General features: G+C 73.7%; 25 protein-coding genes and 1 tRNA gene. 13 read left to right on the top strand and 13 right to left on the bottom strand.

What is annotated here, in order from left to right; genetic code table 11:
* Positions 1-194: 194 nt before the first annotated feature.
* From ACERM0_RS05210 to ACERM0_RS05200, 3 genes are all read left to right on the top strand, one after another.
* Entirely contained in the window at positions 195-611 is a 417-nt protein-coding gene (locus ACERM0_RS05210; RefSeq protein ID WP_373677459.1) for a hypothetical protein, read from the top strand.
* A 214-nt stretch (positions 612-825) separates the two neighbouring features.
* Positions 826-2,376, top strand: coding sequence for an ATP-binding cassette domain-containing protein (locus tag ACERM0_RS05205; RefSeq protein ID WP_373677458.1), 1,551 nt, complete (start codon positions 826-828; stop codon positions 2,374-2,376).
* Between the two features lie 37 nt (positions 2,377-2,413).
* Positions 2,414-3,220 (top strand): sulfite exporter TauE/SafE family protein, encoded by an 807-nt coding sequence (locus tag ACERM0_RS05200; RefSeq protein WP_373677457.1) that lies wholly within the window; start codon positions 2,414-2,416, stop codon positions 3,218-3,220.
* A gap of 44 nt (positions 3,221-3,264) precedes the next feature.
* Here ACERM0_RS05200 and ACERM0_RS05195 read toward each other — a convergent pair whose 3' ends face one another.
* Together ACERM0_RS05195 and ACERM0_RS05190 are read right to left on the bottom strand one after the other, a co-directional pair.
* Positions 3,265-3,615, bottom strand: a complete 351-nt coding sequence (locus ACERM0_RS05195) for a hypothetical protein (RefSeq protein ID WP_373677456.1) — start codon at positions 3,613-3,615, stop codon at positions 3,265-3,267.
* A gap of 91 nt (positions 3,616-3,706) precedes the next feature.
* The gene (locus ACERM0_RS05190; RefSeq protein WP_373677455.1) at positions 3,707-5,449 is read right to left on the bottom strand and encodes a M61 family metallopeptidase; all 1,743 of its coding nucleotides are present in this window, start codon (positions 5,447-5,449) and stop codon (positions 3,707-3,709) included.
* Positions 5,450-5,546: 97 nt separating this feature from the next.
* Here ACERM0_RS05190 and ACERM0_RS05185 point away from each other — a divergent pair, with 97 nt between their 5' ends.
* The 4 genes from ACERM0_RS05185 to ACERM0_RS05170 all read left to right on the top strand — a co-directional run bounded on the left by ACERM0_RS05185 (position 5,547) and on the right by ACERM0_RS05170 (position 10,306).
* Positions 5,547-5,981 carry a DUF3151 family protein gene (locus ACERM0_RS05185; RefSeq protein WP_373677454.1) on the top strand — a complete coding sequence of 145 codons (435 nt, stop codon included), beginning with the start codon at positions 5,547-5,549 and terminating at the stop codon, positions 5,979-5,981.
* An 11-nt stretch (positions 5,982-5,992) separates the two neighbouring features.
* Entirely contained in the window at positions 5,993-7,855 is a 1,863-nt protein-coding gene (gene dnaG / locus ACERM0_RS05180; protein WP_373677453.1) for a DNA primase, read from the top strand.
* A 279-nt stretch (positions 7,856-8,134) separates the two neighbouring features.
* Positions 8,135-9,406, top strand: a complete 1,272-nt coding sequence (locus tag ACERM0_RS05175) for an RNA polymerase sigma factor (protein ID WP_373677452.1) — start codon at positions 8,135-8,137, stop codon at positions 9,404-9,406.
* Between the two features lie 51 nt (positions 9,407-9,457).
* Entirely contained in the window at positions 9,458-10,306 is an 849-nt protein-coding gene (locus tag ACERM0_RS05170) for a hypothetical protein (RefSeq protein WP_373677451.1), read from the top strand.
* Between the two features lie 16 nt (positions 10,307-10,322).
* Here the strand turns inward: ACERM0_RS05170 and ACERM0_RS05165 are convergent, their stop codons facing one another.
* Positions 10,323-10,631, bottom strand: coding sequence for a hypothetical protein (locus tag ACERM0_RS05165; RefSeq protein WP_373677450.1), 309 nt, complete (start codon positions 10,629-10,631; stop codon positions 10,323-10,325).
* A gap of 160 nt (positions 10,632-10,791) precedes the next feature.
* Here ACERM0_RS05165 and ACERM0_RS05160 point away from each other — a divergent pair, with 160 nt between their 5' ends.
* On the top strand, positions 10,792-12,288 hold the full coding sequence (locus ACERM0_RS05160; protein ID WP_373677449.1) for a PLP-dependent aminotransferase family protein: 1,497 nt from the start codon (positions 10,792-10,794) through the stop codon (positions 12,286-12,288).
* The gene (locus ACERM0_RS05155; RefSeq protein ID WP_373677448.1) at positions 12,285-13,523 is read left to right on the top strand and encodes a glycosyltransferase; all 1,239 of its coding nucleotides are present in this window, start codon (positions 12,285-12,287) and stop codon (positions 13,521-13,523) included. Before ACERM0_RS05160 ends, ACERM0_RS05155 begins: the two co-directional genes overlap by 4 nt.
* Here the strand turns inward: ACERM0_RS05155 and ACERM0_RS05150 are convergent.
* Complete coding sequence (locus tag ACERM0_RS05150; protein WP_373677447.1) at positions 13,486-14,040, bottom strand: macro domain-containing protein; 555 nt, start codon at positions 14,038-14,040, stop codon at positions 13,486-13,488. The two genes, ACERM0_RS05155 and ACERM0_RS05150, sit on opposite strands and share 38 nt — an antisense overlap.
* Before the next feature lie 80 nt (positions 14,041-14,120).
* Between ACERM0_RS05150 and ACERM0_RS05145 the strand changes: the two genes are divergently transcribed.
* On the top strand, positions 14,121-15,086 hold the full coding sequence (locus ACERM0_RS05145) for a zinc-binding dehydrogenase (RefSeq protein ID WP_373677446.1): 966 nt from the start codon (positions 14,121-14,123) through the stop codon (positions 15,084-15,086).
* 64 nt (positions 15,087-15,150) lie between these two features.
* On the opposite strand, the gene ACERM0_RS05140 is transcribed toward ACERM0_RS05145, so the two are convergent.
* Positions 15,151-15,223, bottom strand: a tRNA-Asn gene (locus tag ACERM0_RS05140).
* Positions 15,224-15,381: 158 nt separating this feature from the next.
* On the opposite strand from ACERM0_RS05140, the gene ACERM0_RS05135 reads away from it, so the two are divergent.
* Positions 15,382-15,756 carry an ACT domain-containing protein gene (locus tag ACERM0_RS05135; RefSeq protein WP_373677445.1) on the top strand — a complete coding sequence of 125 codons (375 nt, stop codon included), beginning with the start codon at positions 15,382-15,384 and terminating at the stop codon, positions 15,754-15,756.
* A gap of 33 nt (positions 15,757-15,789) precedes the next feature.
* On the opposite strand, the gene ACERM0_RS05130 is transcribed toward ACERM0_RS05135, so the two are convergent.
* The 7 genes from ACERM0_RS05130 to ACERM0_RS05100 all read right to left on the bottom strand — a co-directional run bounded on the left by ACERM0_RS05130 (position 15,790) and on the right by ACERM0_RS05100 (position 22,425).
* On the bottom strand, positions 15,790-16,398 hold the full coding sequence (locus ACERM0_RS05130) for a DsbA family protein (protein WP_373677444.1): 609 nt from the start codon (positions 16,396-16,398) through the stop codon (positions 15,790-15,792).
* A gap of 121 nt (positions 16,399-16,519) precedes the next feature.
* Positions 16,520-16,936 carry a hypothetical protein gene (locus tag ACERM0_RS05125; RefSeq protein ID WP_373677443.1) on the bottom strand — a complete coding sequence of 139 codons (417 nt, stop codon included), beginning with the start codon at positions 16,934-16,936 and terminating at the stop codon, positions 16,520-16,522.
* On the bottom strand, positions 16,937-18,307 hold the full coding sequence (locus ACERM0_RS05120) for a cytochrome bc complex cytochrome b subunit (protein ID WP_373677442.1): 1,371 nt from the start codon (positions 18,305-18,307) through the stop codon (positions 16,937-16,939).
* 10 nt (positions 18,308-18,317) lie between these two features.
* A complete protein-coding gene (locus ACERM0_RS05115) occupies positions 18,318-19,232 on the bottom strand; it encodes a Rieske 2Fe-2S domain-containing protein (RefSeq protein ID WP_373677441.1) in 915 nt (304 codons plus the stop codon).
* Positions 19,219-20,091 (bottom strand): c-type cytochrome, encoded by an 873-nt coding sequence (locus tag ACERM0_RS05110; protein WP_373677440.1) that lies wholly within the window; start codon positions 20,089-20,091, stop codon positions 19,219-19,221. The genes ACERM0_RS05115 and ACERM0_RS05110 overlap by 14 nt, the downstream gene beginning before the upstream one ends.
* 160 nt (positions 20,092-20,251) lie before the next feature.
* Positions 20,252-21,016: an SPFH domain-containing protein gene (locus ACERM0_RS05105; RefSeq protein WP_373677439.1), complete on the bottom strand. Its 765-nt coding sequence runs from the start codon at positions 21,014-21,016 to the stop codon at positions 20,252-20,254.
* A gap of 35 nt (positions 21,017-21,051) precedes the next feature.
* Entirely contained in the window at positions 21,052-22,425 is a 1,374-nt protein-coding gene (locus ACERM0_RS05100) for a nodulation protein NfeD (protein ID WP_373677438.1), read from the bottom strand.
* A 76-nt stretch (positions 22,426-22,501) separates the two neighbouring features.
* Here ACERM0_RS05100 and ACERM0_RS05095 point away from each other — a divergent pair, with 76 nt between their 5' ends.
* The gene (locus ACERM0_RS05095) at positions 22,502-22,801 is read left to right on the top strand and encodes an MTH1187 family thiamine-binding protein (RefSeq protein ID WP_373677436.1); all 300 of its coding nucleotides are present in this window, start codon (positions 22,502-22,504) and stop codon (positions 22,799-22,801) included.
* Between the two features lies 1 nt (position 22,802).
* On the opposite strand, the gene ACERM0_RS05090 is transcribed toward ACERM0_RS05095, so the two are convergent.
* Positions 22,803-23,780: a DMT family transporter gene (locus tag ACERM0_RS05090; protein ID WP_373677435.1), complete on the bottom strand. Its 978-nt coding sequence runs from the start codon at positions 23,778-23,780 to the stop codon at positions 22,803-22,805.
* Between the two features lie 343 nt (positions 23,781-24,123).
* Here ACERM0_RS05090 and ACERM0_RS05085 point away from each other — a divergent pair, with 343 nt between their 5' ends.
* Complete coding sequence (locus tag ACERM0_RS05085) at positions 24,124-24,771, top strand: transglycosylase family protein (RefSeq protein WP_373677434.1); 648 nt, start codon at positions 24,124-24,126, stop codon at positions 24,769-24,771.
* Positions 24,772-24,803: the final 32 nt, after the last annotated feature.

Raw genomic sequence — 24,803 nt, 5'->3', positions numbered from 1 at the left:
GCACGCTCGCGCCGGGTGCAGTCCCGGCGTCGCGTCGCGCGACCGCCGCCTTCCCACCGCCGATCCTCGTGGTCTCGCGACCGATGGTCGCAAACGGCGGGACGTACGCCACGGCAACGGTCCATACTGCGTGTTGCCGCGCCGGATCGGGACGTGCGACCGATACCATGAGGTGCCGGTGAGGAGGTGCGGTCGTGTCCGGTGACCGCGAAGGCGTGCACGAGGAGTCACGCGACGACGCGTCCACGCGCCCGCCGCACGAAGCCGAGGATGCGCTCGTGCGGCTCGAGGACGCGCTGCTCGCCCTGCCCTTCGACCGTGCGCTGCCCGACCTCGACGACCTGCTCAGGCGTGCCGGTGTCCCGCTCGAGGTGGTGCGCCGCGACGAACGTGCCCGCAAGCTGCTGCACGAGGCCATCGTCGCCCGTCCCTTCGCGAGCCTGGACGCCGTCCACCGGGTGCGCACCGAGGTGGAGTTGCTCACCCTGGAGGTCGAGGTGCTGACGGACCGGCTCGCCCAGCCGGACCTCGACGTGGACGCGTTCCGCCGCGTCGCCGGGCGGCTGTACGAGGTACGCGATCGCCTCGAGGAGTTGCGCGGCGAGCTCTGAAGACGCTGGACGCCGGCTCCGGCGGTCCGGTAGCGTCACCCCCGACCGCGCCGCGTCGGCAGCGCCGCGCCGCCGGTCCCACCACGACCCCGTCCCGGGAGCGTCCTTCTTGCGGATCCACGGCTGATCTCGCCGTTGCCGGTCGTGCGCCGTCGTGCGCCGCCGGCTCGATCCGCGCGTGCCGTCGCCGCGGCCGCGCAGCGAAGGACCGACCGTGGTCTCCCTGCACCTGCGGGGCGTCTCGTACGCCCACACCCTGGCCGCCACCGTGCTCGACGAGGTCGACCTCGACCTCGCCGCGTCCCCGCCCGGCGAACCGCGCCCGTTCGTGGGCGTCGTCGGCGCCAACGGCGCCGGCAAGTCGACCCTGCTGCGCCTGCTGGCCGGTGACGTCCGGCCGACCGCGGGCGATCTCGACGTGCAGGTGTCGGCACCGCCGCGCCTCGTCCGACAGGAGGTCGACGACCTCACCGACGACGTGGTCGGCTTCGCCTGGCAGTGGGACGGTGTCGCCGAGCGGCTGCGGCGCCGCCTCGCCCTGGACCCCGACGACCTCGACCCGACGCTCGGACGCGGCTGGGACGCGCTCTCACCCGGCCAGCGCAAGCGATGGCAGGTCGCGGCAGCCCTGGCCGACGACCCCGACGTGCTGCTGCTCGACGAGCCCACCAACCACCTCGACGCGCACGCCCGCGACCTGCTGGTCGACGCGCTGGCCGGCTTCCGGGGCCTCGGGTTGGTCGTCAGCCACGACCGCGCCCTGCTCAAGCGCCTCACGTCCCGCACCCTGCGCGTGCACCGGGCACAGCTGGAGCTGCACGCCGGCAGCTACGGGGAGGCAGCGGCGCGCTGGCGGGCGGCCGAGCGCGCGGAACGCGAGGCACACGACCGCGCCCGGCGGGAGCTGCGCCGGCAGGAACGGATCCTCGCCGACGTCCGCCGCGACCGGCACGGCGCGGAGGCGGGCCCACGGCGGGAACGTCGCCTGGCCGGAGCGTCACAGCCCGACGCCCGCGAAGCCGGTCGCAAGTTCGCCCAGCGCAAGGCCGAGGCCGCGCTCGCGCGGCGCGTGACCCAGATGAACGCGCGCGTCGGCCGTGCCCGCACCGAGGCCGACGCGTTCGACGTGCGCCGCGAGCCCGGCGGCGACGTCACCTTCCGGCAGGTCGGCAGCGGTCGGCGGGTGCTGGCCACGGTCCGCGGCGACATCCGCCACGCCGGCGGTGAGGTGCTGCTCCATGACGTCGACGTCGCGCTGCACCGCGGCGAGCGGGTCCACGTCGCGGGCAGCAACGGGGCCGGCAAGACGACGCTCGTCACCGCGCTGTTGCGCGCCCTGGACGGCACCCCGGAGCGGGTCGGACGGCTGTCGCAGGAACTGGCCGACCCGGGCGCCGAGTTGGCGTCGCTGCGGGCCCTGGACAACGACCAGCGCGGCCGGGTGCTCGGCACGCTCGCGACGCTGGGCGTCGATCCGGACCGTGTGCTGGTGACCGACGCGCCCTCGCCGGGTGAGGCCCGCAAGCTGGCACTGGCCCGCTTCCTCGCCGGCTCGGCGAGCGTGCTGGTGCTCGACGAGCCGACCAACCACCTCGACCTGCCGTCGATCGAGCGGTTGGAGGCCGCCCTGGCGGACTGGGGCGGCGCACTGCTGCTGGTCACGCACGACGACGCGCTGGCCGCCGCCGTCACGACGACGACCTGGCAGGTCGGGGAGGGACGCGTCCGCGTCGCGGTGCACGGCGAGGGGGTCGCCGTGCCCTAGCGTTGGAGGTCGCTCCCGAGCCGAAGGTCCGTGCCCCGTGGCTGCGTTCGACGCCGTCGTCATCCTGTTCGCCGGGATGGCGGCCGGTGCCATGAACGCGGTCGTCGGCGCCGGCACCCTCATCACCTTCCCGACCCTGCTGGCGCTGGGCTTCCCGCCGGTGGTCGCCAACGTCTCCAACACGGTCGGACTGGTGCCGGGCGCCGTCACGGGCGCCTACGGGTTCCGGGCCACGCTGCGGGGCCAGACGCACCTGCTGTGGCGGCTGGCGACGGCCTCGGCGATCGGCGGGATCATCGGCGGCGCACTGCTGCTCGTCCTGCCGCCGGAGGCGTTCGAGCAGGTCATCCCGCCGCTGCTGCTGCTCTCCGCCGTGCTCGCCGCCGCCCAGCCGCGGGTCGCGGCCTGGGTGACCCGCCGCCGGGCCGCCCGGGTGCCCGAAACCGCCCCGGATCCGGACGCACCCGTGGAGGGCCCGCCGGCGACGGTGACGCCCGGTGTCGCCCTGTACGCGATCGTGTTCTCCACGGGCATCTACGGCGGCTACTTCGGCGCCGCACAGGGCGTGATCCTGCTGGCCGTGCTGGGCATCTTCGTCGCCGGCGGCATGCCCCAAGTCAACGGCATCAAGAACGTGCTCGCCGGGGTGGCCAACCTCGTGTCGGCCTCGCTGTTCATCGCGATCGCGGACGTCGACTGGCGCGTCGCCGGACTCGTCGCCATCGGCGCGACGATCGGCGGCGGGCTCGGCTCGCGCTACGGCCGGCGGCTGCCGGCCGGTCCGCTGCGGGCGCTGGTCGTGCTCGTCGCGCTGGTCGCCGCCGCCTGGCAGTTCGCCACCTGAGACCGGCGGTCCGTGGCCGGAAAGGTTCGGGCCACGGCGGGCGGTCAGGCCTCCTGGCGCGCCCGACGTGCGGCGGCGAACGAGCGCACCCCCAGGGCGACGTACCCCAGGCAGACCACGACCGTCAGCAGTGACGCGATCGCGGCCGGGCTGCCCTCACCGATCCCGGCCACCCGGGGCAGCGAGCCCAGGGCACCGAGCAGCGCCAGCGCCAGGGACGCGTGAATGGCGTGCTGCCCGGCGTCGATCCGGTCGGCCACGAGGCCGAGCACCCCTATGACCAGGCCGAGGACCGCGGGCAGCAGCGCGGTGACGTGCGCGCCAGAGGTGGCCACGTAGCCGATGACGCCGATGGCGACGAGGACGCCGCCCACGAGCCGGGTGATGTTCGCCATGCGAGAGGTTCCCCACGGATGTCGGAGCCTGGGCCGTCGAGGCTATCCCCGGCCTCCCAGCCCGGGCCAACCGGCGGGGGAGCCCGAGGGCTCAGGCCGTGGGCGCCGACTCCCAGGCCACGCCGGTCCAGCGGCGGAATGCCGCGCGTTGGGCGTCGGCGGCAGCCTCGTCACGGACCAGCCGGCGGCTCGGTCGTGGGGTGCCGAGCGTGACCGTGCGGGTGAGCAGCCGTGGCCCGCGCAGGACGGTGACGGCCACCTCGTCGCCGGCAGCGTGGGCGCGCAGGCGACCGGCCAGCTCGCCGCGCCCCACACGGGTCCGGTCGATCGCGACGAGCTGGTCGCCGCCGGTCAGACCCGCTTCCCAGGCGGGCCGGCCGCGCAGGACCGCCGTGAACGTGACACCGCGCTCGTCCTCGGCGACCTGCACGCCGAGGTCGGGGGCCGCCTCGCCGGTCGCGAGCACGACCTGCAGCCCGACCGCCCCCAGGACCTCGTCGATCGGCGGGACGGACGTGCCGGCGACGTGGTCCTCGAACAGCTTGCCCAGGTCGGTACCCGCGATGTCGGCCACGGCCTGCTCGACGTCGGCCTCGGTGTAGCCCTCAGCCGTGTTCGCGTGCCTGCGCCAGAGCAGCCGGAACACCTCGTCGAGCCCGTCACCGTCCGGCCGCAGCCCGCGCAGCAGCAGGTCGAGGTACCAGGCCACGAGCGCGCCGTGGCCGTAGTAGTCGGTGTTGGCGTTGACGGTGTTCTCGTCGCGGACGTAGTGCTTCACCCACGCCTCGTGCGACGCCCGGCGCAACGACTGCAGCGCGACGCCCGGCGTGTCCAACACCCGCTGCCACGTGTCGCGCAGGTTGTCGAGGAACCGCGACAGGGTCCACACCCCCGCGCGCAGCGGCAGCAGCTCGTCGTAGTAGGCGGTCCACCCCTCGGCGACCCACAGCGACTCGGTGTGGGTGGGACGCTCGTAGTCGGGGCGCACCAGCGCGGCCGGGACCAGCCGCTTGACGTTCCACAGGTGCAGGTACTCGTGGGCCATCAGCGACTGGAAGCGAGCCAGCAGGTCGGGCTCCTGGAAGGTCCGGATCGGCATCTGCAGCACCGACCCGTCGCGGTGCTCGAGCCCGCCGCCACCCTCGTGCCAGCCGGTGCACAGGTACACGTAGCGCTCGATCGGCAGCTCACCCTCGAACAGCGCGACGGCGGCCCGGCCGATCGCGGTCGCGTCGGCGGCGATGGCGTCGAGGTCGGGGTGCCCGCCGTGACCGGCCCACACGAACGTGTGCGGCACGCCCGCCACCTCGAAGTCGACCGCGGGCAGCGCGCCCACCTCGAAGGCGCTGTCGACGAGGTGGTCGCGATGGTCGGCCCGGTACGTGTCGGGTGCGTCGCCCGGCGGCAGCAACGACCACACCCGGTGGCCCTCGGTGGCCGGCAGGTGCACGAGGTGGGGGCGGTCCTCGGCACCTTCGACGAACGGGAACGTGGCGGCCGGGATCAGCAGGGCGTGGTGGTCGTCGACGTGGTTGGTACGCACCGTGAGCTCGTTGGCGTACAGCTCGAGCTCGACCTCGACCTCACCCGTGGCCAGCTCGGGCAGCCGCCAGGCGGTGTGCCCGTCGGGGACGAGGTCAACGACCGCGCCCGCCTCGTCGCGGGCGCGGATCCATTGCACGTGGTGGACGTAGTTCCGCACGACGTAGCTGCCGGGCGTCCACACCGGCAGCACGATGCGTGCGCCGGCGGCCACGTCCGCCGGCACGGTCAGCGTCACGCGCACGAGGTGGTGCAGGCGGTCGCGCAGGTCGACGGCGTAGCGGACGGTCACGAGGGCTCCGGGAAACGGCGGGGCGGGGCGTGACGGCGAGGCTAGCCAGCCCACGACGGCTACCTTCGGCGCCCCCGCGAACGACGACGAGGTGTGTATGGCTGAGCTCCCGATGGCCGATCGTCACGAGACGGTGCTGCCACCGCCGCCCGACGCGGCGCGTGAGGCGCTCGCCGGTGCCCTGGCCGCCGACCCGGACACCCGGCTGCTGGCGGTCAGTGCCGTCGTCGCCGACCATCCGACGTTCCTCGAGGGCTGGGCCCAGCTGGCCGCCCTCGGCCGCGAACCGATCGAGCGCTACGCCTACGCGCGGGTCGGCTACCACCGCGGGCTCGACGCCCTGCGAGCCGCCGGCTGGGGCGGTCGCGGCTTCGTGCGCTGGTCGCAGCCGGCCAATCGCGGCTTCCTCGCCTGCCTGGTGCGGCTGCGCGCCGCCGCCGCGGAGATCGGCGAGACGGCCGAGGTGGACCGCATCGCCGCGTTCCTGCACGAGCTCGACCCGGACTGGGACGACCAGAACCTCGTGGCCTGACGGAGTCGTAGGTGGCCGGCCGGATCCTCAAGGACGACGTGGAGAGCCTGCGGCGGCAGGCCGACATCGTCGCGGTCGCCGGCGACTACACCACACTCAAGCGGGCCGGCAGCCGCTACAAGGGCCTGTGCCCGTTCCACACCGAGAAGACGCCGTCGTTCACCGTCGCGCCGGACGGCAACTTCTACCACTGCTTCGGCTGCGACGCGTCCGGCGACATCTACGACTTCCTCATGCGCATCGAGGGACTGGAGTTCCCCGAGGCGGTGGAGGCCCTGGCGCGGCGCAGCGGCTTCACCCTTCGCTACGAGGAACTGTCGGCCCGCGACCGGCAGGCCATCGGCCAGCGCTCGCGCCTGGTGGAAGTCACCGCCGCCGCGCTGGAATTCTTCCGGACCACCCTGTTCTCCGCGGAGGGCGAGGTGGCGCGCAGCTACCTCAAGGAGCGCGGCTTCGGCCGCGACGACGCCCGGCGCTTCGACGTCGGCTACGCGCCCAACCAATGGGAGGCGCTGGCCCAGTCGCTGACCCGCTCGGGCCTCCCGGCGGAGGACCTCATCGCGACCGGGCTGGTGGTCCGGACGGAGCGTGGCGGCCTGCGCGACCGGTTCCGCGGCCGGCTGATCTTCCCGGTCCACGATCCCGGCGGCGACGTGATCGGGTTCGGGGGCCGCATCCTGCCGGGGCTGGACTACGGCGACTTCGACCCGCCCAAATACCTCAACTCGCCCGAGACGCCGCTGTACAAGAAGACACGGGTGCTCTACGGCGTCCCGCAGGCCCGCGCGGAGATCGTGCGTGCCGAGGAGGTGCTGATCTGCGAGGGCTACACCGACGTCATGGCGCTGCACCAGGCGGGGTTCGCGAACGCCGTCGCCACCTGCGGCACCGCGGTCGGCCTCGAACACCTGCGGATGGTGTCGCGCTACGCACAACGGGTCGTGCTCGCCTTCGACGGTGACCAGGCTGGCGTCAAGGCGGCCGAGCGAGCCTGGGAGGCCGCACGGGAGCTGGCCGGGGACGGCGGCGGAGCCGACCTCGACCTGCGGGTGCTGGTGCTTCCCGACGGGCGCGACCCGGCCGACCTGGTCCGTGAGGTCGGCGCCGACGGGATGCGGGCGGCGGTCGCGGACGCGACGCCGGTCGTGCCGTTCGTGGTCCGCCACCGGCTGGCCGACGCGGATCTGACGACCGAGGCGGGCCGCACCGCGGCGCTGCGCGAGGCGCTGGAGATCGTCGGTCGCGAGCCGGACCTGGACCTGCGCCGCGAGTGGGCCCGCACCGAGGTGGCGGCCCGCGTCGGCGTGGCCTACGAGTTCGTCGTGCGCTCTGCCGCCCGCCTGGGCGTGGAACTGGACGCCCACGAGGGCGTGGCACCCGTCGGGCCGCGCCCCGGCGGCGGCGGGGGCGCGGTCGGCGGGGTCGCTGCACTCGATCGTGCCCGCGTGCGGCGCGAACGCGAGGCGCTGCGCACGGCGCTGCAGGCGCCGCAGTGGCTGCCCGACGAGTGGTTCGAACTCGTCGAGGACGATTTCACGCACCCGGTGGCCCGCCAGGTCTTCGCCACGCTCCAGGCGGCGGGGGGTGCCGGCGTCGAACTGACCGCGGTGCTCGAAGCCGCCCCCGACGACGCCCTGCGGGGCCGGATCCGCGAGCTGGCGCTGGAGGAGGAACCCGTCCCGCTGGACGCCGAGGTCGCCGCATGGCGTATCCGGTCGCTGCTGGCCGACCGACTCCAGGCCGAGGAGCGCGCCCTCAAGCAGCGGTTGCAGACGCTGCACCACGGCCGCGACCGCGAGGAACTGGTGGCGGTCCTGGCGCAGCTGCGCGAGCTCGAACAGCGCCGCCGCTCCCTCACGGCCGTGGGCGAATGACCCGGGCCGGACATCCCGGATGTTCCGGTGTCCGCCTCGCTCGTGCGACCGGTGCGCGACCCGCGTGTCGCACCGACGAGCCCGGCACCCGCCTCCGAGGCGGCGGTTAGCCTGCCGGACGAGCGCGCGGGCTCCGTCGAGCAGACGGAGGCGCGAACGGCGCCGGTCGGGGAACGCCACCGCGCCACGGGTGACCTTGGAGGAGTCGCTGTGCCGCCAGGCGAGGGGACCGGATGGTCGACCACGTCGGCGCAGCCTGCCGAGGGGGGGACTGTCACCGTGTTGCCGACCGAGCGCGCCGAGCCGCCCGAGCCGTCCGACGCCGACCTCGCCGCCGAAGAAGCCGGGGACGACGACACACAGCAGGCGGCGCACGACGCGGCCCGCCACGCCGATGTGGTCGACCTGGTCGAGCGCGAGGCGATTACGCGGACGCCGGAGATCGCCGAGCTCATGGAAGTGGGCGCGGACCGTGGTTTCGTCACCACCAGCGAGGTGGGCGCCGCGCTGAAGTCGGCCGGCCTCGACGGCACCATGGCCCTGACGGTGGCCCGCCAGCTGCGCCGCTCCAGCATCGCCATCGTCGAGGACAGCACCGACACCCCCGGGACACCGGCTGCCGCCCCGGTCGACGGGGCCGCCAACGTGGACGCGGTGCGGCTGTACCTCAACGAGATCGGCCGCGTCGACCTGCTCACCCCGGAGGAGGAGGTCGACCTCGCCAAGCGCGTGGAGGCGGGAGCGTTCGCCAGCGAGGTGCTGGACTCCATGCTGGAGCTCTCGCCCGAGCAGCGGGCCCGGCTGCGGCGCGTCGAGCGGCTGGGCCGCGACGCCAAGGCCGCCCTGATCGAGGCCAACCTGCGCCTGGTCGTCTCGATCGCCAAGCGCTATCTCGGGCGGGGGCTGTTGTTCCCCGACCTGATCCAGGAGGGCAACCTCGGCCTCATGCGTGCCGTCGACAAGTTCGACTACACGCGTGGCTACAAGTTCTCCACGTACGCGACGTGGTGGATCCGTCAGATGATCAGCCGGTCCATCGCCGACCAGTCGCGCACCATCCGGATCCCGGTGCACCTGGTCGAGACGATGAACAAGATCAAGCGCGTCGAGCGGCAGCTGGTCCAGCGCCTCGGCCGCGAGCCGACGACCGAGGAGGTCGCCCACGCCGTCGAGCTGCCGGTGGAGAAGATCGAGGAGTTCCGGCGCCTGGCCGTCGATCCCACGTCGCTGGACGCCCCGGTCGGCGAGGAGGGCGACGCCTCGATGGGGGAGCTCATCGAGGACGCCAACGCGATCGTGCCGCTGGAGGCCGCCTCGTACCTGCTGCTCCAGCAGCACCTCGCCAGCGTGCTGGACGAACTGTCGCCCCGCGAGCGCACGGTGATCGAGCGGCGTTTCGGCCTGCACGACGCCCAGCCGCAGACGCTGGAGCAGGTGGGCTCCGAGCTGGGGCTCACCCGCGAGCGCATCCGGCAGATCGAGGCAAAGGCGCTGGCGAAGCTGCGCCACCCGGCCCTGGCCGACGCCCTCGAGGGCTACCTGCGCGGCTGACCGCGCCCGCCGGCCGGCGGACGTGTCACACCCCCGACGTAGTGTCGAACCATGGACGAGAACCAGGTTCGCGACGACGTCGCCGTGGGGGCGTCCACCTCCCTCGCGGCGCAGCAGCCCCTGCCGTTCGACGACGAGGCCGACCAGCCGATCCCGTTCGCGCTGACCGCTCGAGCCCGTCGCACCGTCGCCCCCGACACGCTGCCGCCGCTCACGGTGGTGGACGCACCCACGGTCCGGGCACCAGCCACCCGACCGACGGACCCGGCGGACGAGGATCCCAGCGACACGCGGCCGGCCCGGGCCCGCGCGCTGCGGCGTGCCGGACTCGGCGCGGCGACCATCGCGAAGCGTCTACAGGTCGACGAACTGCTGGTGCGGGCGTGGATCGGGCAGACGTTGGCGGCCGTTGCGCCCCGTCCACCGGTGGCGGCGGCGCCCGACGGTGAGGCCGCCCTCGCCGACGACCGTCGGCGGCGGGCCGCGGAGGAGGCGGTGGGGCGTCTGGCGACCGAGCCGGCGTTCGCAGCCGGGCTCGGGTTGCTGGCGGCCGTCTCGGAGGCCGACGCGCACGCCGTGACGCTCGCCACGCCGCGCGCCGACCTGCTGGTGCGGGCCCTCGACTGGTTGCGGGCGCATGCGCAGGTCGACGCCGGCCGCGTGCGCGTGATCGTACGCGCCGGCAGCGGCCTGGCCGCCGACGCGGTACGCCACGAATGGTCGCGCCGGCTGGCCCTGGAGGCGGCCCGGGTCACCGTCGTCCGTTGGCCGGCCGCGCCGGCGCCGGACGCGGTCGAGGTCCTGGTGCGTCTCCACGACCCCCGGACGGCGGCGCGGGTCGGCGGATGGTGTGACGCCTTCCTCGCGCCGCCCGGGGACGCCGTCGACGCGGGGTTCTAGACCCGAGGGGCTGCGCTCAGGCCGCCTGCAGGCGCAGGGCGGCGCCCAGCACGTCGTCGTGGTGCGGGAGTGGGGTGCAGGTCGCCCGGGCACGGGCGTGGGCGCGGGCGAAGCGGCGCACCAGCACGACCACCGGGTCGCTCGCGCTGTCGGGCAGTTCGCAGTCCAGTTCGTGCTCGAGGGTGTCGACGAGACGGCGCAGGGCGGGTGCGGTCGACTCGCCGGCCTCGGCGACCAGGCCGGCCAGTCCCGACCAGGTCAGCGGCGACTCCGGGCGGGCCTCGACGGCCGCGGCGGCGGAGGGGCTGGGGGAGAGCAGCATCATGGACCTCTTCGGACGGTGACGTCCGCCACCATCCCGCACAACGGGACCAATGAGATGGTCCACTCGCATCTCAATGGATCCATTCCGGCTAGGATGAGTCCACTTCGGCCGGGTGGATCCGTTCCAGCGGTCTATCGGCGGGTCCGCTTGCGTCGCTGCGGTGGCAAGCTGGGCCGCGGACGTGGAGATCGGGAGCGACACCGTGGACGCCTACGAGCTGCGCGATGTGCTCGGCGACTGGGAGGCCGGCGGCGGCCGCCCGGTGGATCGGCTGGTCGCTGCGCTGAAGGTCGCGATCGCGGGCGGGCTGCTGTCGGCCGGGACCCGGCTGCCGGCCGAGCGGCAGCTGGCCAGCGTGCTGGGCATCAGCCGGGGCACGGTCGTGCGTGCGTACGCGCGGCTGCGCGACGACCGGCTCGTCCACACCCGCCATGGCAGCGGGACCGTCGTGGGCTCCGGGGACGAGGACGGCCGGGCCGCCTCACCGGCCACACGCCTGTCGGCGTCGTCGATCAACGCGGTGCTCGCCGGACCGCGGGCGGAGGGGGTCGACCTGCGGGTGGCCGCCTGGGACGCCGACGTCGACCTCCTCCGGGAGCTCGAGTTGCCCACGACCGAGGAGTTCCGTGCCGTCGCCGCCGGGACCGCCGGCTACTGGCCCCTCGGGCACCCGATCCTGCGCGCGGCGCTGGCCCGGCACCTCACGACGCTCGGGCTACCGACCGAGCCGGAGCAGATCATCGTCACCAACGGCGGCCAGCAGGCGGTCGACGTCCTCCTGACGGCCCGCCTGCGGCCCGGGGACCCTCTTCTCCTCGAGGACGTCAGCTGGTCGGGCATCCTCGAGCTGCTGACGCTGCGCCATCTGCGCGCCAGCACCGTCCCGGAGGCCGCCAAGGACCCCGTCACGCTCCTCCGGGCGTTGCGCGAGCGGCGGGCCGACCTCGCTTTCCTCATCCCGTCGCACCACAACCCCACCGGCGCGGTGATGCCGCCCCACGTCCGCCGCCTCGTCGTCGAGGCCGCCGCGGAGGGCGGCGTCCTGCTCATCGACGACCTGATCTTCCACGAGCTGTGGATCGACGAACCCCCGCCGCCGCCGCTGGCCGCCACGGTTCCCGAGCTCGCCGAGCACGTGGTCACGGTCGGCTCGCTGTCGAAGCTGGTCTGGGGTGGGTTGCGGGTCGGCTGGATCCGCGCCGAACCCGCCCAGGTCCCGCAACTGGCGCGCGTGAAGACGGCCATCGACCTGGGCATGGCGGTCTCTCCGCAGCTCGCGGCCGCCCGGACCCTCGCGGGCCTGCAGCCGCTGCTGACCCGGCGCCGCTCGCTGCTGCGGGAGCGTCGGGAGGCACTGGCGCAGGCACTGACCGAGCGGCTGCCGGAGTGGACCTTCGACCTACCGGCCGGCGGCATGAGCATGTGGGTCGGACTCGGTGGGGTCTCCGGCGACGCCGTGGCGGCCGCGGCCGCCGCGCACGGGGTGCTGGTGCCACCCGCCCGGGCCTGCTCCTCGCTGGGGCGTGACCTCGACCGGGTCCGGTTGACGCTCAGCCGCCCGCCGGACGAGCTGCGCCGGGCGGTCGACGGGCTGGCACGTGCGTGGCAGGACGTGCGGCGCCGCGAGACACCGGGCGCCGGGACCCTGGTCGGGTGAGCCGCATCGCGGTCGTCTCCGGCCCGGACGCCGGCCACGCACTGCCCACGCTGGGTGTGGCCTCGGCGCTCGCCGAGCGCGGCCACGAGGTCGTCTTCTGCAGCGGTGCGGGGCACGCGGCGCTCGCGGCCGCGCACGGCTGCGCCTTCCGCGAGCTGCCACAGCTGGCCCCCACGTCGCAGGACGGCGATCTCGGGCACCTGCTGTGGACGCGTGGCGCGGACATGGCGGTCGCACTGGCCGATGCGCTGTCGATCCATCCTCCGGACCTGGTCGTGGCCGACGTCCTGACCAACGCCGGCGGGTTCGCCGCGCAGTTGCTCGGGCGGCCGTGGGTCGAGGTGGTGCCCCACCACCTGCCCGACCCGGCGCCCGACCTCCCACCCGTCGGGCTCGGGCGGGCGCCGGCGCGCCATCCGCTGCGTCGGCTCGACGATCGGCGCATCCACGTGCAGCAACAGCGGTCGCTCGCGCTCGGCCGACGTCAGGCGGCGGCTGCGGCGCGGCGCATCGGGCTGGACCGGCGCGTGGAACCGCTGCTGCGCCTGGTGGCCACGCTGCCCGCACTGGAGCGGCGCCGGCGGGCGTGGCCGGAACGGGTCCACGTCGTCGGCCCGCTGGCCGTCGAGCCCGACCTGCCACCGCTCGCGCCCCCCGAGGGCGACGAGCCGCTGGTGGTCGTCACCGACTCCACCGCCACGGGCGTCTCCGGTGGCCTCGGGCGGACGGCGCTGGCCGGCCTGTGCGACCTCGACGTGCGGCTGGTCGTCACCTCGGGAGATCTGCACCCGCGCGCGGGCCAGCGGCTGGTCGTCGGGCGGGGCCCCCACGCGCCGCTGCTGGCCGGCGCCGCCCTGGCGGTCGGACCGGGTGGCGGTGGTTTCGTCTCCAAGGCGGCCGCGGCCGGGGTGCCGCTGGTCGTCGTCCCGCTCCAGGGCGACCAGCGGGAGGCCGCGGCCAGGCTGCGCGAGGCGGGGGTCGCCAGCGTGCTGGCGCCTGCCCGCCTGTCCCCACGCCGGCTGCGCTGGCGGGTGGCGCGTGCCCTGGCGGATCCGCGCCCACGAGTCGCGGTCCGACGGCTGGCCGCCCAGGCGTCCCACCTGGGTCCGCACGTGGCGGCGGCGCTGGTCGAGCAGGTCCTGGCGGGGGAGCGGCCAGCGGCAGGCGGTCCGGACGCCCACCTGCCGGTCGCGCTGGTCAGCCCGGCGCGGCAAGGCCCGCCAGGGCGGCGGTGAAGTCGTCGTGGGCCGCGTCGTCGTAGCCCACCAGCCGGATCTCGTCGAGCATCCCGGGGTGCTCGTCGACCCAGGCGGCCGCCGCCTCCACCACGACCCGCGTCGCCTCGTCGCGCGGATAGCCGTAGATGCCGGCCGAGATGGCCGGGAACGCGACCGTCCGCAGACCCCGCTCGGCGGTGGCGTCGAGCGCGGCGGTCACGGCGGCACGCAGCCGCGGCTGGTTGTCGTCCCGGCCGGCGTCGTACACGGGCCCGGCGACGTGGACGACCGCCGCGGCCGGTAACCGTCCGGCGCTCGTCACGGCGGCCTGGCCGTCGTGCAGCGGGCCGTGCGCTCGGACCCAGGCGTCGGACTCCGCCTGCACGTCCGGCCCGGCGGCGCGGCAGATCGCGCCGGCGACCCCGCCCCCGTGACGCAGGTGCACGTTGGCGGCGTTGACGATCGCGTCCACGTCCTGGCGCGTCAGATCCCCGCGCACCGCCACCAGCCGGGTGCTCCGGATCGTGTGCTCCATGGCGGTCTCCTCGTCGTGCCGCGGCCGCTGGGACGTCTGCCGCTGACGCCCGGCGCGTCGTCGGTGTCTAGGGTGGCCACATGTTCGCCATCACCGCCACCACCGCAAGCTCCGACGACCCGCTCGGCGGCCTCGCCCTGGGCGAGCACCCCGACCCCGCGCCACCACCCGGGTGGGAGCTCGTTCGCGTGCGCGCCGCGAGCCTGAACCACCACGACGTCTGGACGCTGCGCGGGGTCGGCATCGACCCCGACCGGTTCCCCATCGTGCTCGGCTGCGACGCCGCGGGACTCACCGCCGACGGCCGCGAGGTCGTCGTCCACGCCGTCATCGCAACCCCCGACGGCGACGAGACCCTCGCGCACGACTTCAACATCCTCTCCGAGCGCTACGACGGCACGTTCGCGGACGTGGTGGCGGTGCCGGCACGCAACCTCGTCCCCAAGCCGGCCAGCCTCTCGTTCGAGGAGGCGGCCTGCCTGCCCACGGCCTACCTGACCGCCTACCGGATGCTGTTCACCCGTGGTGAGCTGCGCCCGGGCGACCGGGTCCTGATCCAGGGTGCCGGTGGTGGCGTCGCCACGGCCGCGATCCTGCTGGCCCGTGCCGCCGGGCTGCACGTGACGGTGACCAGCCGTGACGAGACGAAGCTGAAGCGGGCCCAGGAGCTCGGCGCCCACGTCGGGGTGGCGGCGGGAGAGCGGCTACCCGGCCGTGTCGATGCGGTGCTGGAGACGGTCGGCGAGGCGACCTGGAAGCATTCGCTGCGCGCCCTCGAACCGGGCGGCGTGGTGGTGGTCGCCGGGGCGACCTCGGGGCCGAACCCGCCCGCCGACCTCGCGCGCGTGTTCTACCGCCAGCTGCGGGTGGTCGGTTCCACGATGGGGACCCGCCAGGAGCTGCAGCGGCTGGTGCAACTCCTGGACGCGACCGGGGTCCGACCGCTGATCGACGACGTGCTGCCGATGGAGCAGGGCCGCGCGGCGTTCGAGCGCATGGTCCGCGGGGAGCTGTTCGGCAAGCTGGTGCTGAGCCGCCCCGGCTGACCGATCGGTCGCGCCCCGAACACGACGACGGCCGCCCAGGGGGCGGCCGTCGTGACGTGCGAGGCTCCGGGGGCCGGGCTCGAACCGGCGACATTTCGATTAACAGTCGAACGCTCTGCCAACTGAGCTACCCCGGACCGGGAGTCGCTTGCGAGGGATGACCCCGCAGAGCGGGCGCCGAGCGCGGCGGGCAGTGTAGCAACGGCGGGGCCGGGCTTCGAATGCGGGCATCGAGGGCGTCGGCCCGTCGGGCGAGGCGAGTAGCCTGGGCCGCCACCGATCTGCGAGGCCGCCCGTGCGCAAGGACCTGGTCATCATCCCCGACGACGAGCCGGGCGTGCTGGCGCGTCTGGGCGAGACCCTCGGCGACGCGGGCATCAACATCGAGGCCATCAGCGCGTTCACCGGCCGCGGCAAGGGGTTGGTGCACGTGCTGGTGGATCGCGCCGACGACGCCGTGCAACTGCTGCGCGAGGCCGGCTTCGACGTCAAGGCGTCCCGCGACGTCGCCGTGGTCGCGCTGCCCGACGAGCCGGGCCAGCTCGGTGCGGCGTGCCGGCGTCTGGCCGACGCCGGCGTCAACATCGAGCAGGCCTACATCGCCGCCGGCAGCCACCTCGTGGTCGTGGCCGACGACGTGGTCCGGGCCCGCGAGATCCTCGGCGGCTGAGCGGCGCGCCGCGAGGCGCGCCGCACCGCCGCGTCAGCGGGGGAGGTCGGTCTGCTTGAACTCGTGCAGCATCGGTGCGTTGACCACCAGGTCGACGACCTGCTCGATGCTGCGGGTCGCGCGGGCCACGTCGCCTTCGGGACGGTCCATGAGGCGGACGAACACGGCGCGGTCACCCGCGATGAAGGTCGGCACGCCCCAGACGTCGTGGTCGCGCACACCGGCCTCGTGCTCCTTGCGCAGCTGCTCGAGGACCTCGCCCTCGCGGACGTCGGCGAGGATCGCGTCGGCGTCCAGGCCGACGGCTCGCAGGGCGCGGGCGAGCACCTCGGGGTCCTTCAGGTCGCCACCGTGGTCGTGCCGGGCGGCGAACAGGGCCTCGTGTGCGTCGAGGAAGCGCTCGGGTGCACGGTCGCGCACGTACAGGCCCACCTGCAGCGCCAGGATGCCGGACGCGCCGTGGGGGTCGTCGAGGTCCCAGACGTCGGTCTGGCCCTCCTCGACGTGCCCCTGGGCGAGGCTGTACGGGACCCAGTCGACGTCCCAGTCGGAACCACCGCGCAGGGCGGTGACGACGTGTTCGTTGGCGTTGCGGGCGAAGGGGCACAGGTAGTCGAACGTGATGCCGAAACGCAGGGTCACCAGGAACTCCGGAGGTCGGGAAGCGTCGGGTCACGGCTCACGCGCGGCGCCATGCGTGGCCGTCGGGGGTTCGTCAGCATCAACGCGTCCGGCTGGCCCGAACTTCCCGTCCGCCCGGCCGTCAGGACAGGCGCAGGCACCGGGCTATCTCGCCGACGGTGTACCCGCAGCCGGTCTGCAGCGCCCGCAACGTCAGGCCGAGCGCGAACAACGCCCCCCAGGCCAGGCCGAGGTACTCGTAGCGTTCGCGCCGCAGCCCGGCGATGCGCCCACCGACCACGGCGATGAGCGGGAACAGCGAGCCGTAGAGGTAGTGCAGCCACGCGTCGGGCTGGACGAACACGCGCCGGCCGAGCAGCAGCAGCACGATGCCCAGCACGGTCTGGACGACCAGCAGGTTCTCCGTCCAGTGCTGGACGACCCACAGCGAGGCCGGGCCCTCGTCACGGCGCAGGACCCGCAGGGTGATGCCCCACACGAACAGCACGACGAAGAGCAGGACGAGCAGGGCACCGAGGTACCGGTGGAAGACCGTCACTCAGGCCGACTCCACCGCGGACTCCTCGCGCATCGGGACCGGCTGTTCGCTGCGCTGCAACGACAGCGCGATCCGGTAGGCGATCCAGCCCGCGATCGGCGGCACCACGAAGCAGGCGATCCGCAACACGACCGTGAGCGTCTGCAGCCCCATCTCCAGGTTGGACGCGATCACGTCGTTGGAGCCGGCGACGAAGATCACCGCCATCAGGGCGAGGGCCGCGACGCCGATGCCCGTCCGCAGCGGGTTGTCGCGCGGACGCTCGAGCAGGTGGTGCTCGAGGTCGTCCTTGCCGACCCACTTCCGGTCGATCCACGGCCAGGCGAACATCACCGTGAAGATCAGCCCGCCGATGCCGACGGCCGGCAGGAACGTCGACGTGATCGTGACCCCGAGGATCGTCCACTCCCAGGCCGGCCACAGCCGGACCAGTCCCTCGGTCCAGCCCATGTACCAGTCCGGCTGCGCCGGGGCGAAGACCTCGTAGGGCTCGTACGTGCCGTACAGCCACACCGGGTTGATCTCGAACAGACCGCCCAGCAGGCACAGCACCGCGATGGTGAAGGCGCCGAGCGACAACGTCGTCAGCGTCTGGCTCGGGAACAGCGGCTCGCCGACCACGTTGTCCTCGCGGGCCAGGCTGCTGGGTTTGTGGGTGTGCTTCTGCCGGATCAGGATGGCGAGGTGGGCGCCGAGGAGGCCGAGCAGGCCGGCCGGGATGAGCATGACGTGGGCGATGTGCAGGCGGCTGATCGTGTCGGTGCCCGGGTACTCGCCGCCCAGCAGCAGGAAGCCGAGCAGCGGACCGACGAAGGGGATGCCCAACACCACCGAGTAGCCGATGCGCAGCCCGGTGCCGCTGAGCAGGTCGTCGGGCAGCGAGTAGCCGGTGAAGCCGGCCGCGAACGACAGCAGCAGCAGGCCGACGCCGATGACCCAGTTGATCTCACGCGGCCGTCGGAACGCGCCGGTGAAGAACACCCGCAGCATGTGCGCGACGATCGCGGCCACGAACACCAGCGCCGCCCAGTGGTGGATCTGGCGCATGAGCAGGCCGGCGCGGACCTCGAACGACAGCCGCAGCGTCGACTCGTAGGCGGCCGAGATCTCCATGCCCTGCAGCGGCACGTACGGACCCTCGTAGACCACGAGTCGCGCGTCCGGGGTGTAGAACAGGGCCAGGAACGTGCCGGTGAACAGCAGCACGACGAGGGAGAACAGCGCGACCTCGCCGAGCAGGAACGACCAGTGCGCGGGGAAGGCCTTGTTGAGGTATTTCTTCGACCCCTCGGCGAGGCGGAGGCGGTCGTCGAGCCAGCGGGCGAGGTCGTCGACGGGGCTCTGGCGGCGTCGGGTCTGCGTGGCGCTCACGGCTGGCTCCTCACACGTCCACGTCGTGCGTCATGTTCCAGAACGACGGACCGACCGGTTCGTTGAAGTCGCCGGTGGCGATCAGGTAGCCCTCGTCGTCCACGCCCAGCGGCAGCTGCGGCAGTCCCCGGCCGGCCGGGCCGGACACGACCACGGCGGCGCGGTTGACGTCGAACGTCGACTGGTGGCAGGGGCAGATCAGCTCGCCGACCGACGCGCGGTAGAGCCCCACCGGGCAGCCGGCGTGCGTGCAGATCTTCGAGTAGCACACCAGGTCGCCCACGGTCTCCGCGGGTAGCTCGTCGCGCTGCAGCTGGTCGGGGCGGGTACCGATCAGCAACGCCTGCGCCTTGGCGTCGCCCTCGGCGCCCTCCGGGAAGACGGTGCGGACCTCGTCGGCCGCCATCTGGGCGGCCAGGATCGGGGTGCCGCCGGCGTCGACGAGCCGACGGCCTGGCTCCCACTCGGTGACGAAGAGGTCGCGTCCGGGGCCGGGCCCCAGGGAGCGCAGCGGCACCAGCAGCGCGAGGCCGAGCGAGGCGCCGGCGCCGGCCAGCAGCCGCAGCAGGAACCGTCGCCGGCCGCCGACGACGGCCTCGCCCAGCGACTCCTCGTAGGCGGCCTCGAACTCGTCGCGGGCCTGGTCGGTGGAGCGCATCGGGTAGCGCTCCTCGACGACGATCTTGGGGCCGACGACCCGCTTGCCCCAGATCCCCAGGCCCGCGCCGACGGCACCGAAGGCGATGAAGAGCAGCAGGCCCTCGAGTTGGGTCTGTCCGCCGGCGATGTAGACCGCCATGAGGCCGAAGGCCGCGAAGATCGCCACGACGAAGCAGATGGCGGCCAGGCGCGCACCGCGGTCCTGCCGCTCGCGCTGGGCGCGCCACTGCTCGCCGCGGGTGCGGGTCTGCTCACCGCTCGCCACGGTATTCCTCCACCTCGTCGTACTCGTCGTGGGCCTTCTCGCCGAGCAGGTACATCACGATCGCGAGCAGGCCCAGCCCGACGATGATGGCGATGGCACCCTCGGCGACCGGGCCTGAGCGCCCGAAGGACCAGCCCCCGGGGGCCTCGCGTTCGCGCAGGTCCATGACCCAGGCGGTCACCGCCCGCAGGTCCTCGTCGCTCAGGGTGTCCTCGAGGAAGCGGGGCATGACGCCGGGCCCGGAGCGGACGGCCTCGGCGATCTCCAGCGGCGGGACCACGTCGAGGCTCGACGAGATGTCGCGCTGGCCGACCGCGATGCCCTGGGCGGTGGGACCGTGACAGGCGGCGCAGTTGCGGGTGAACAGCTCCAGGCCGTGCGACAGGTCGGCGTCCTCCCAACCCTCGATGTCGGGGATGTCGGGGCCCTCGCCGGGCGCGAGGCTCTCCACGAACGCGACCAGCGCGCGGGTGTCCTCCTCGCTGAACCGGTTGGGGCCGCGCTGGAGGCGGTCCTGCGCGTTGGTCATCGGCATGCGGCCGGAGCGGACCATGAAGTCCACCGACGCCGCCCCGACGCCGATCAGCGACGGGCCGGCCTGCGGGCCCGGCTGGGTGAGGCCGCGGCCCTGCTCGCCGTGGCAGAGGGCGCAGTTGGCACCGAACAGTTGGGCGCCGCGATCGACGAGCTGCTCGTCCTCGGCCCACTGGGCGCCCAGGCCGGGTTCCTGGGCGGTGGCGCTCGCTCCGAACAGCAGGTTGATGCCGACGGCGACGGCCGCGATCGCGGCTGCGCCCAGCAACCACCGCAGTGCTCGCAGTGAGCGGCCGGACGGCATGCGGGATGCGTCGGCCGACACGTGCCTCACCTTTCGGGGGAGGGGCAGGTTTGGAAGGGAGGGGGACGACTCGAGGAAGGGCCCGACACGGCCGGCGAAGCGTTCCCCGCGGGGGATGTGGCCAGCGTACCTGCGTCCGAGAACGGCCCGCCCGGCACGGACGGGCCCGATCGGGCTGGCCTCACCGGTCCCGAGGGGTCATGGAATCCGCGAAGCGCAGCAGTTCGATCGGGATGGGCATCACCAGCGTCGAGTTCTTCTCCGCGGTCATGTCACTCAGGGTCTGCAGCAACCGCAGCTGCATGGCGCCGGCCTCCGAGGCCATGACGTTGGCGGCCTCCGACAGGCGCTTGGCCGCTTCGAACTCACCTTCGGCGTGGATGACCTTGGCGCGACGGTCGCGTTCGGCCTCGGCCTGCCGGGCCATCGCCCGTCGCATGACCTCGGGCAGCTCGACGTCCTTGACCTCGACGAGCGTGACCTTCACGCCCCAGTCGTCGGTGATGCCGTCGATGATCTCCTGCAGCTTCGCGTTGATCTCGTCGCGGTTGACCAGCACCTCGTCGAGCTCCACGCCCCCGATGACCGAACGCAGCGTGGTCTGGGCGATCTGCGAAGTGGCGTAGACGTAGTTCTGGACCTTGACGACCGAGTTCACGGGCTCGGTGACGTTGAAGTACGTGACGGCGTTGACGCGCACGGTCACGTTGTCCTTCGTGATGATGTCCTGCGGCGGGATGTCCATGGCGATGGTCTGCAGGTTGACCTTCACCATCTTCTCGATGACGGGGATGAGGAAGAACAGACCCGGTCCACGGGCGCCCGTGACGCGACCCAGCCGGAAGATGACGCCGCGCTCGTATTCGTCGACGATGCGGATGGACGAAGCGATGAGGATGACGAGCACGACGAGGGCGAACGCGATCCCGATGACGGGGCCGTCCATGGGGTCTCCTGTGTCGGATCTTGCGGGGGACGTTTTCAGGTGGTCGGGGACGACGACGGGGAGTCGCCGCCGGTCTGGTCGCGGTCGCCGACCGGCACGACGACGAGGTCGAGGTTGCGCCGTTCCACGACCTCGACGGACTGGCCGTCGCGCAGCGGGGGAGCGCCCTCGGCAGCCTGCAGGCGCCAGAAGGTGCCGCTGACCCGCGCCCGCGGGCGGCCGGTCGCGGCGCTCTCCACGATCAGCCGCCGGCCGATCAGGTCGTCCGAGCCGGCCCGCGACGTCGCGCGACGCGAGCGCAGGACGATGCGGCCGGCCAGCACGGCCAGAGCGAAGAGCAGCACCGCCGTCGGGGCGATCACCCACCAGTCGACCCCGAGGCCGGGCTGGTCCTGGAACAGGAACACGCCGCCGAGGACCAACGCGGCGGTGCCCCCGGCGGCGCCCACGCCGATACCGGGCATGAACAGCTCCACCACGAACATCACGAACGCGACGACGATCAGCACCGCCCCCGCCCAGTTCACGGGCAGCACCGCCAGGGAGAACATGGCCAGCACCAGCGAGGCAACGCCGATCACGCCGCCCAGTCCGAGGCCGGGACTCGCGATCTCGTAGAGGATCCCGAGCGTGCCCAACGACAGGAACACGAACGCGAGGTTCGGGTCGGCCAGAATGGCCAGCAACGAGCGGGCCCAGCCCATCTCGTACTCGACGGCCGTCACACCGTCCGTCCGCAGCGTCACCTCGCCGACCCCGCGCACCTCGACGGCGCGGCCGTCGAGCTGGGCCAACAGGTCGTCGAGGTCGCTGGCGATCAGGTCGACGACGCCTTCCTCGAGCGCGGTCGGGGCGGTGACGGAGCGGCCGTCGCGGACCGAGGCGACGGCGAACTCGACGTCACGACCTCGTTCCTCGGCCAGCGTCTGGGCGAAGGCGGCCGCGTTCTCCACGACCTTGTCGCCCACCTCGCCGCCCTCGAGGTCCACGGGGGTGGCGGCGCCGATCGTCGTGGCAGGCGCCATCGCGGCCACGTGCGCGGCGTAGGTGATGAAGGTGCCGGCCGAGCCCGCGTCGGCGCCGGCGGGGGCCACGTAGACCACGACCGGCAGCGGTGCGTCCAGGAACGACTGGGCGATCAGCCGGGTGGCGTCGACCAGCCCGCCCGGCGTGTCGAGCAGGACGACCAGCGCCTGGTGACCATCGGCGTCGGCCCGCTCGACCGTGTCGGCGAGGTGCTCGGCCGTGACCGGCGTGATCGCTCCCGTGACGGTCGTGGTGGCGACCGTGTCCTGGGCCTGCGCCGCCGCCGCGGTCGCCCCCACGAGCGCCAGCAGCCCGGCGACGAGGCAGGCGAGTGCGATCGCGGCTCGCAGCCGCGCCGCCTGGTGTCGGATCACCGTGCCCACGTCGGCACCGATGGTAGTTGTCGTTGCGGCGCGCCTGGCAGGCTCCGACTTCCCCTACGTCCGCGAAGGAGCCAGCATGATCGTGGCGTTCTCCGTCAGCCCGGTCGGCGAGACCCATCACGTCGGCGACGCCGTCGCCGAGTGCGTGCGGGTGGTCCGCGAGAGCGGTCTTCCCAACGAGACCAACGCGATGTTCACCAACATCGAAGGCGACTGGGACGACATCGCCGCCGTCCTGAAGCAGTGCATCGAGGTCTGCGAGCGCCACGCCCCGCGCGTCTCGATGGTGATGAAGCTCGACCACCACCCGGGTGCCGGCCACGAGCACAGCCTCGCCTACAAGACCCGACGGGTCGAGGAGGCGGTGGAGGCCTGACTCACCCGCGTCCGAGGGGGGCGGGTGGAAGGTGCTCGCGACGTGCGGTGATCCACGCGCCGGCGAGTACCAGGGCGGTGCCGACGAGGGCGAGCGGATGGACCTGCTCGCCCCGGAACGCGACCCCGGCGGCGATGGCGACGACCGGGACGAAGTAGACCGCGACCGAGCCGCGCGGACCGCCGACCCGTCCCACCAGCGTCGCCATGAGCACGAACGCCAGGCCGGTGCCCAGCAGGCCGAGGGGCAGCATCGCGAGCGCGGCCACCGGGTCCCACCGCGACGGCCCGATCGCGGCGATACCGAACGGGGCGATCACCACCAGGGCGGCCAGCTGGGCGCGCAGCAGCACCGGCAGCGAGCCGTAGCGCTGTTGCAGGGGGACGGCCAGGTTGGCGGACAGCCCGTAGAGCACGATCGCCGCGAACACCAGGCCGGTCCCGAGCGCGGTCTGCGCCGTCCCGGTCCGCGTCGCGCCGACCGGCAGCTCCGGCAGCGAGATCGCCACGATCCCGACGAAGCCGACGAGCAGGCCGATCGCCTGCGTGCGCCCCGGCAGCCGCCGCAGCAGCAGGGCCGACCAGGCCGCGGTCGTCAGCGGCATGGCGCCGTTGACCATGCCGGCGACCGAGGAGTCGATCCACTGCTGGGCGACGGGGAACAGCAGCAGCGGGATGCCCATCCAGAGCACCCCGAGGAGTGCGACGCGGGGCAGGTCCTCGCGGGCGATGCGGGTTCGACGGGCGACCGGCACGAGCGCCAGGGCGGCGGCGCCGAGCCCGACCCGGGCGAGGGTGATCAGGCCGGGTTCGAACGCCTCCAGGCCCACGGCCATGAACACGAAGGAGGTGCCCCAGATGGTCGCGATCATCGCGAGCAGTCCCCACTCGGGCGCCCCGAAGGCGTCGAGGTGGGTGCCGTGGCTGGTGTGCAGCAGGCGGTTTCGCGCGGGTGTCGGCGACGGGGGCGAGGATGGCACGGCTGGCTCGCGGTGGGACGGGCGGCGTTCGGTACACCGGACGAGTCGATCAGTGTACCGACCTCGGCATCGCTGGGGCGCCCTCGTCGCTTCGAGCGGCGGGCGCGCGTGCCGCCCCGGTCAGCCGGCCGGGGCGGCCCCGGTCACGTGACCGGGGCTCGGGTGGCCGAAACGCGTCCAGTGTCCGATCGGCCAGGCGAGGCCGGTGGCCGCCAGCGAGGGACCCGGTCACCGTTTGCCCGTTCTCGCGGCCCACCACCTCCCTTCCGCCGCCCGCCATCCAGCCGGGCCGGCACGCCTCACCCGGGTCGCCATCCCCCTTGCCCCCGTTCCAGGAGTTCGCATGTCCAGTCGTGCCCGCACGACCCGGACCCGGATCCCCCGTCGCATCGTGCCGCGTCTGACGGCCGCCGGTGCACTGGTGGCCGCCACGACCGCCGCAGTGACCCTCGACGCCTCGGCCCAGACGCCGTCGGACGGCGACACCGCCGTCGTGCGCACCGTCACGGTGACGCCAGCCGACCGTGTCGAGCCGTTCACGGCCGACGACACCCCGATCGCCGACGCGCTCGCCGACGCCGTGGAGGCGCGGACGCAGCTGGTCGCCGCCGCGCCGGAGCCCGAACCCGAGCCGGCGCCGGAGCCCGAGCCGGCCCCGGAGCCGGAACCCGAGCCGGAGCCCGAACCCGAGCCGGAACCCGAGCCGGAGCCCGAACCCGAGCCCGAGCCCGAACCGGCCAGCCCCGGGACCGACGCGGGCGTCTGGGACCGTCTCGCCCAGTGCGAGTCGGGCGGGAACTGGAGCATCAACACCGGCAACGGCTTCTACGGCGGCCTGCAGTTCACGATCGACTCCTGGCAGTGGGTCGGCGGCAGCGGCTACCCGCACGAGGCCTCCAAGGCGGAGCAGATCGCCCGCGCCGAGATCCTGCTCGAGCGGCAGGGTTGGGAGGCGTGGCCCGCCTGCAGCCGTCAGCTCGGTCTGCGCTGACGGCGCCGACGACGACGCCCGGCCGCCTTCGC

Source organism: Egicoccus sp. AB-alg2, from assembly GCF_041821065.1.
GTDB lineage: Bacteria > Actinomycetota > Nitriliruptoria > Nitriliruptorales > Nitriliruptoraceae > Egicoccus.
Note: the sequence above shows the minus strand (reverse complement) of the source record. Positions and strands in the feature narration are given on the sequence as shown.

Coding starts and splice junctions, on each gene's coding strand:
- ACERM0_RS05145 (WP_373677446.1), top strand. CDS start 14,121: ATGTTCGCCATCACCGCCACCACCGCAAGCTCCGACGACCCGCTCGGC.
- ACERM0_RS05085 (WP_373677434.1), top strand. CDS start 24,124: ATGTCCAGTCGTGCCCGCACGACCCGGACCCGGATCCCCCGTCGCATC.
- ACERM0_RS05095 (WP_373677436.1), top strand. CDS start 22,502: ATGATCGTGGCGTTCTCCGTCAGCCCGGTCGGCGAGACCCATCACGTC.
- ACERM0_RS05150 (WP_373677447.1), bottom strand. CDS start 14,040: ATGGAGCACACGATCCGGAGCACCCGGCTGGTGGCGGTGCGCGGGGAT.
- ACERM0_RS05165 (WP_373677450.1), bottom strand. CDS start 10,631: ATGATGCTGCTCTCCCCCAGCCCCTCCGCCGCCGCGGCCGTCGAGGCC.
- ACERM0_RS05170 (WP_373677451.1), top strand. CDS start 9,458: ATGGACGAGAACCAGGTTCGCGACGACGTCGCCGTGGGGGCGTCCACC.
- ACERM0_RS05185 (WP_373677454.1), top strand. CDS start 5,547: ATGGCTGAGCTCCCGATGGCCGATCGTCACGAGACGGTGCTGCCACCG.
- ACERM0_RS05105 (WP_373677439.1), bottom strand. CDS start 21,016: ATGGACGGCCCCGTCATCGGGATCGCGTTCGCCCTCGTCGTGCTCGTC.
- ACERM0_RS05195 (WP_373677456.1), bottom strand. CDS start 3,615: ATGGCGAACATCACCCGGCTCGTGGGCGGCGTCCTCGTCGCCATCGGC.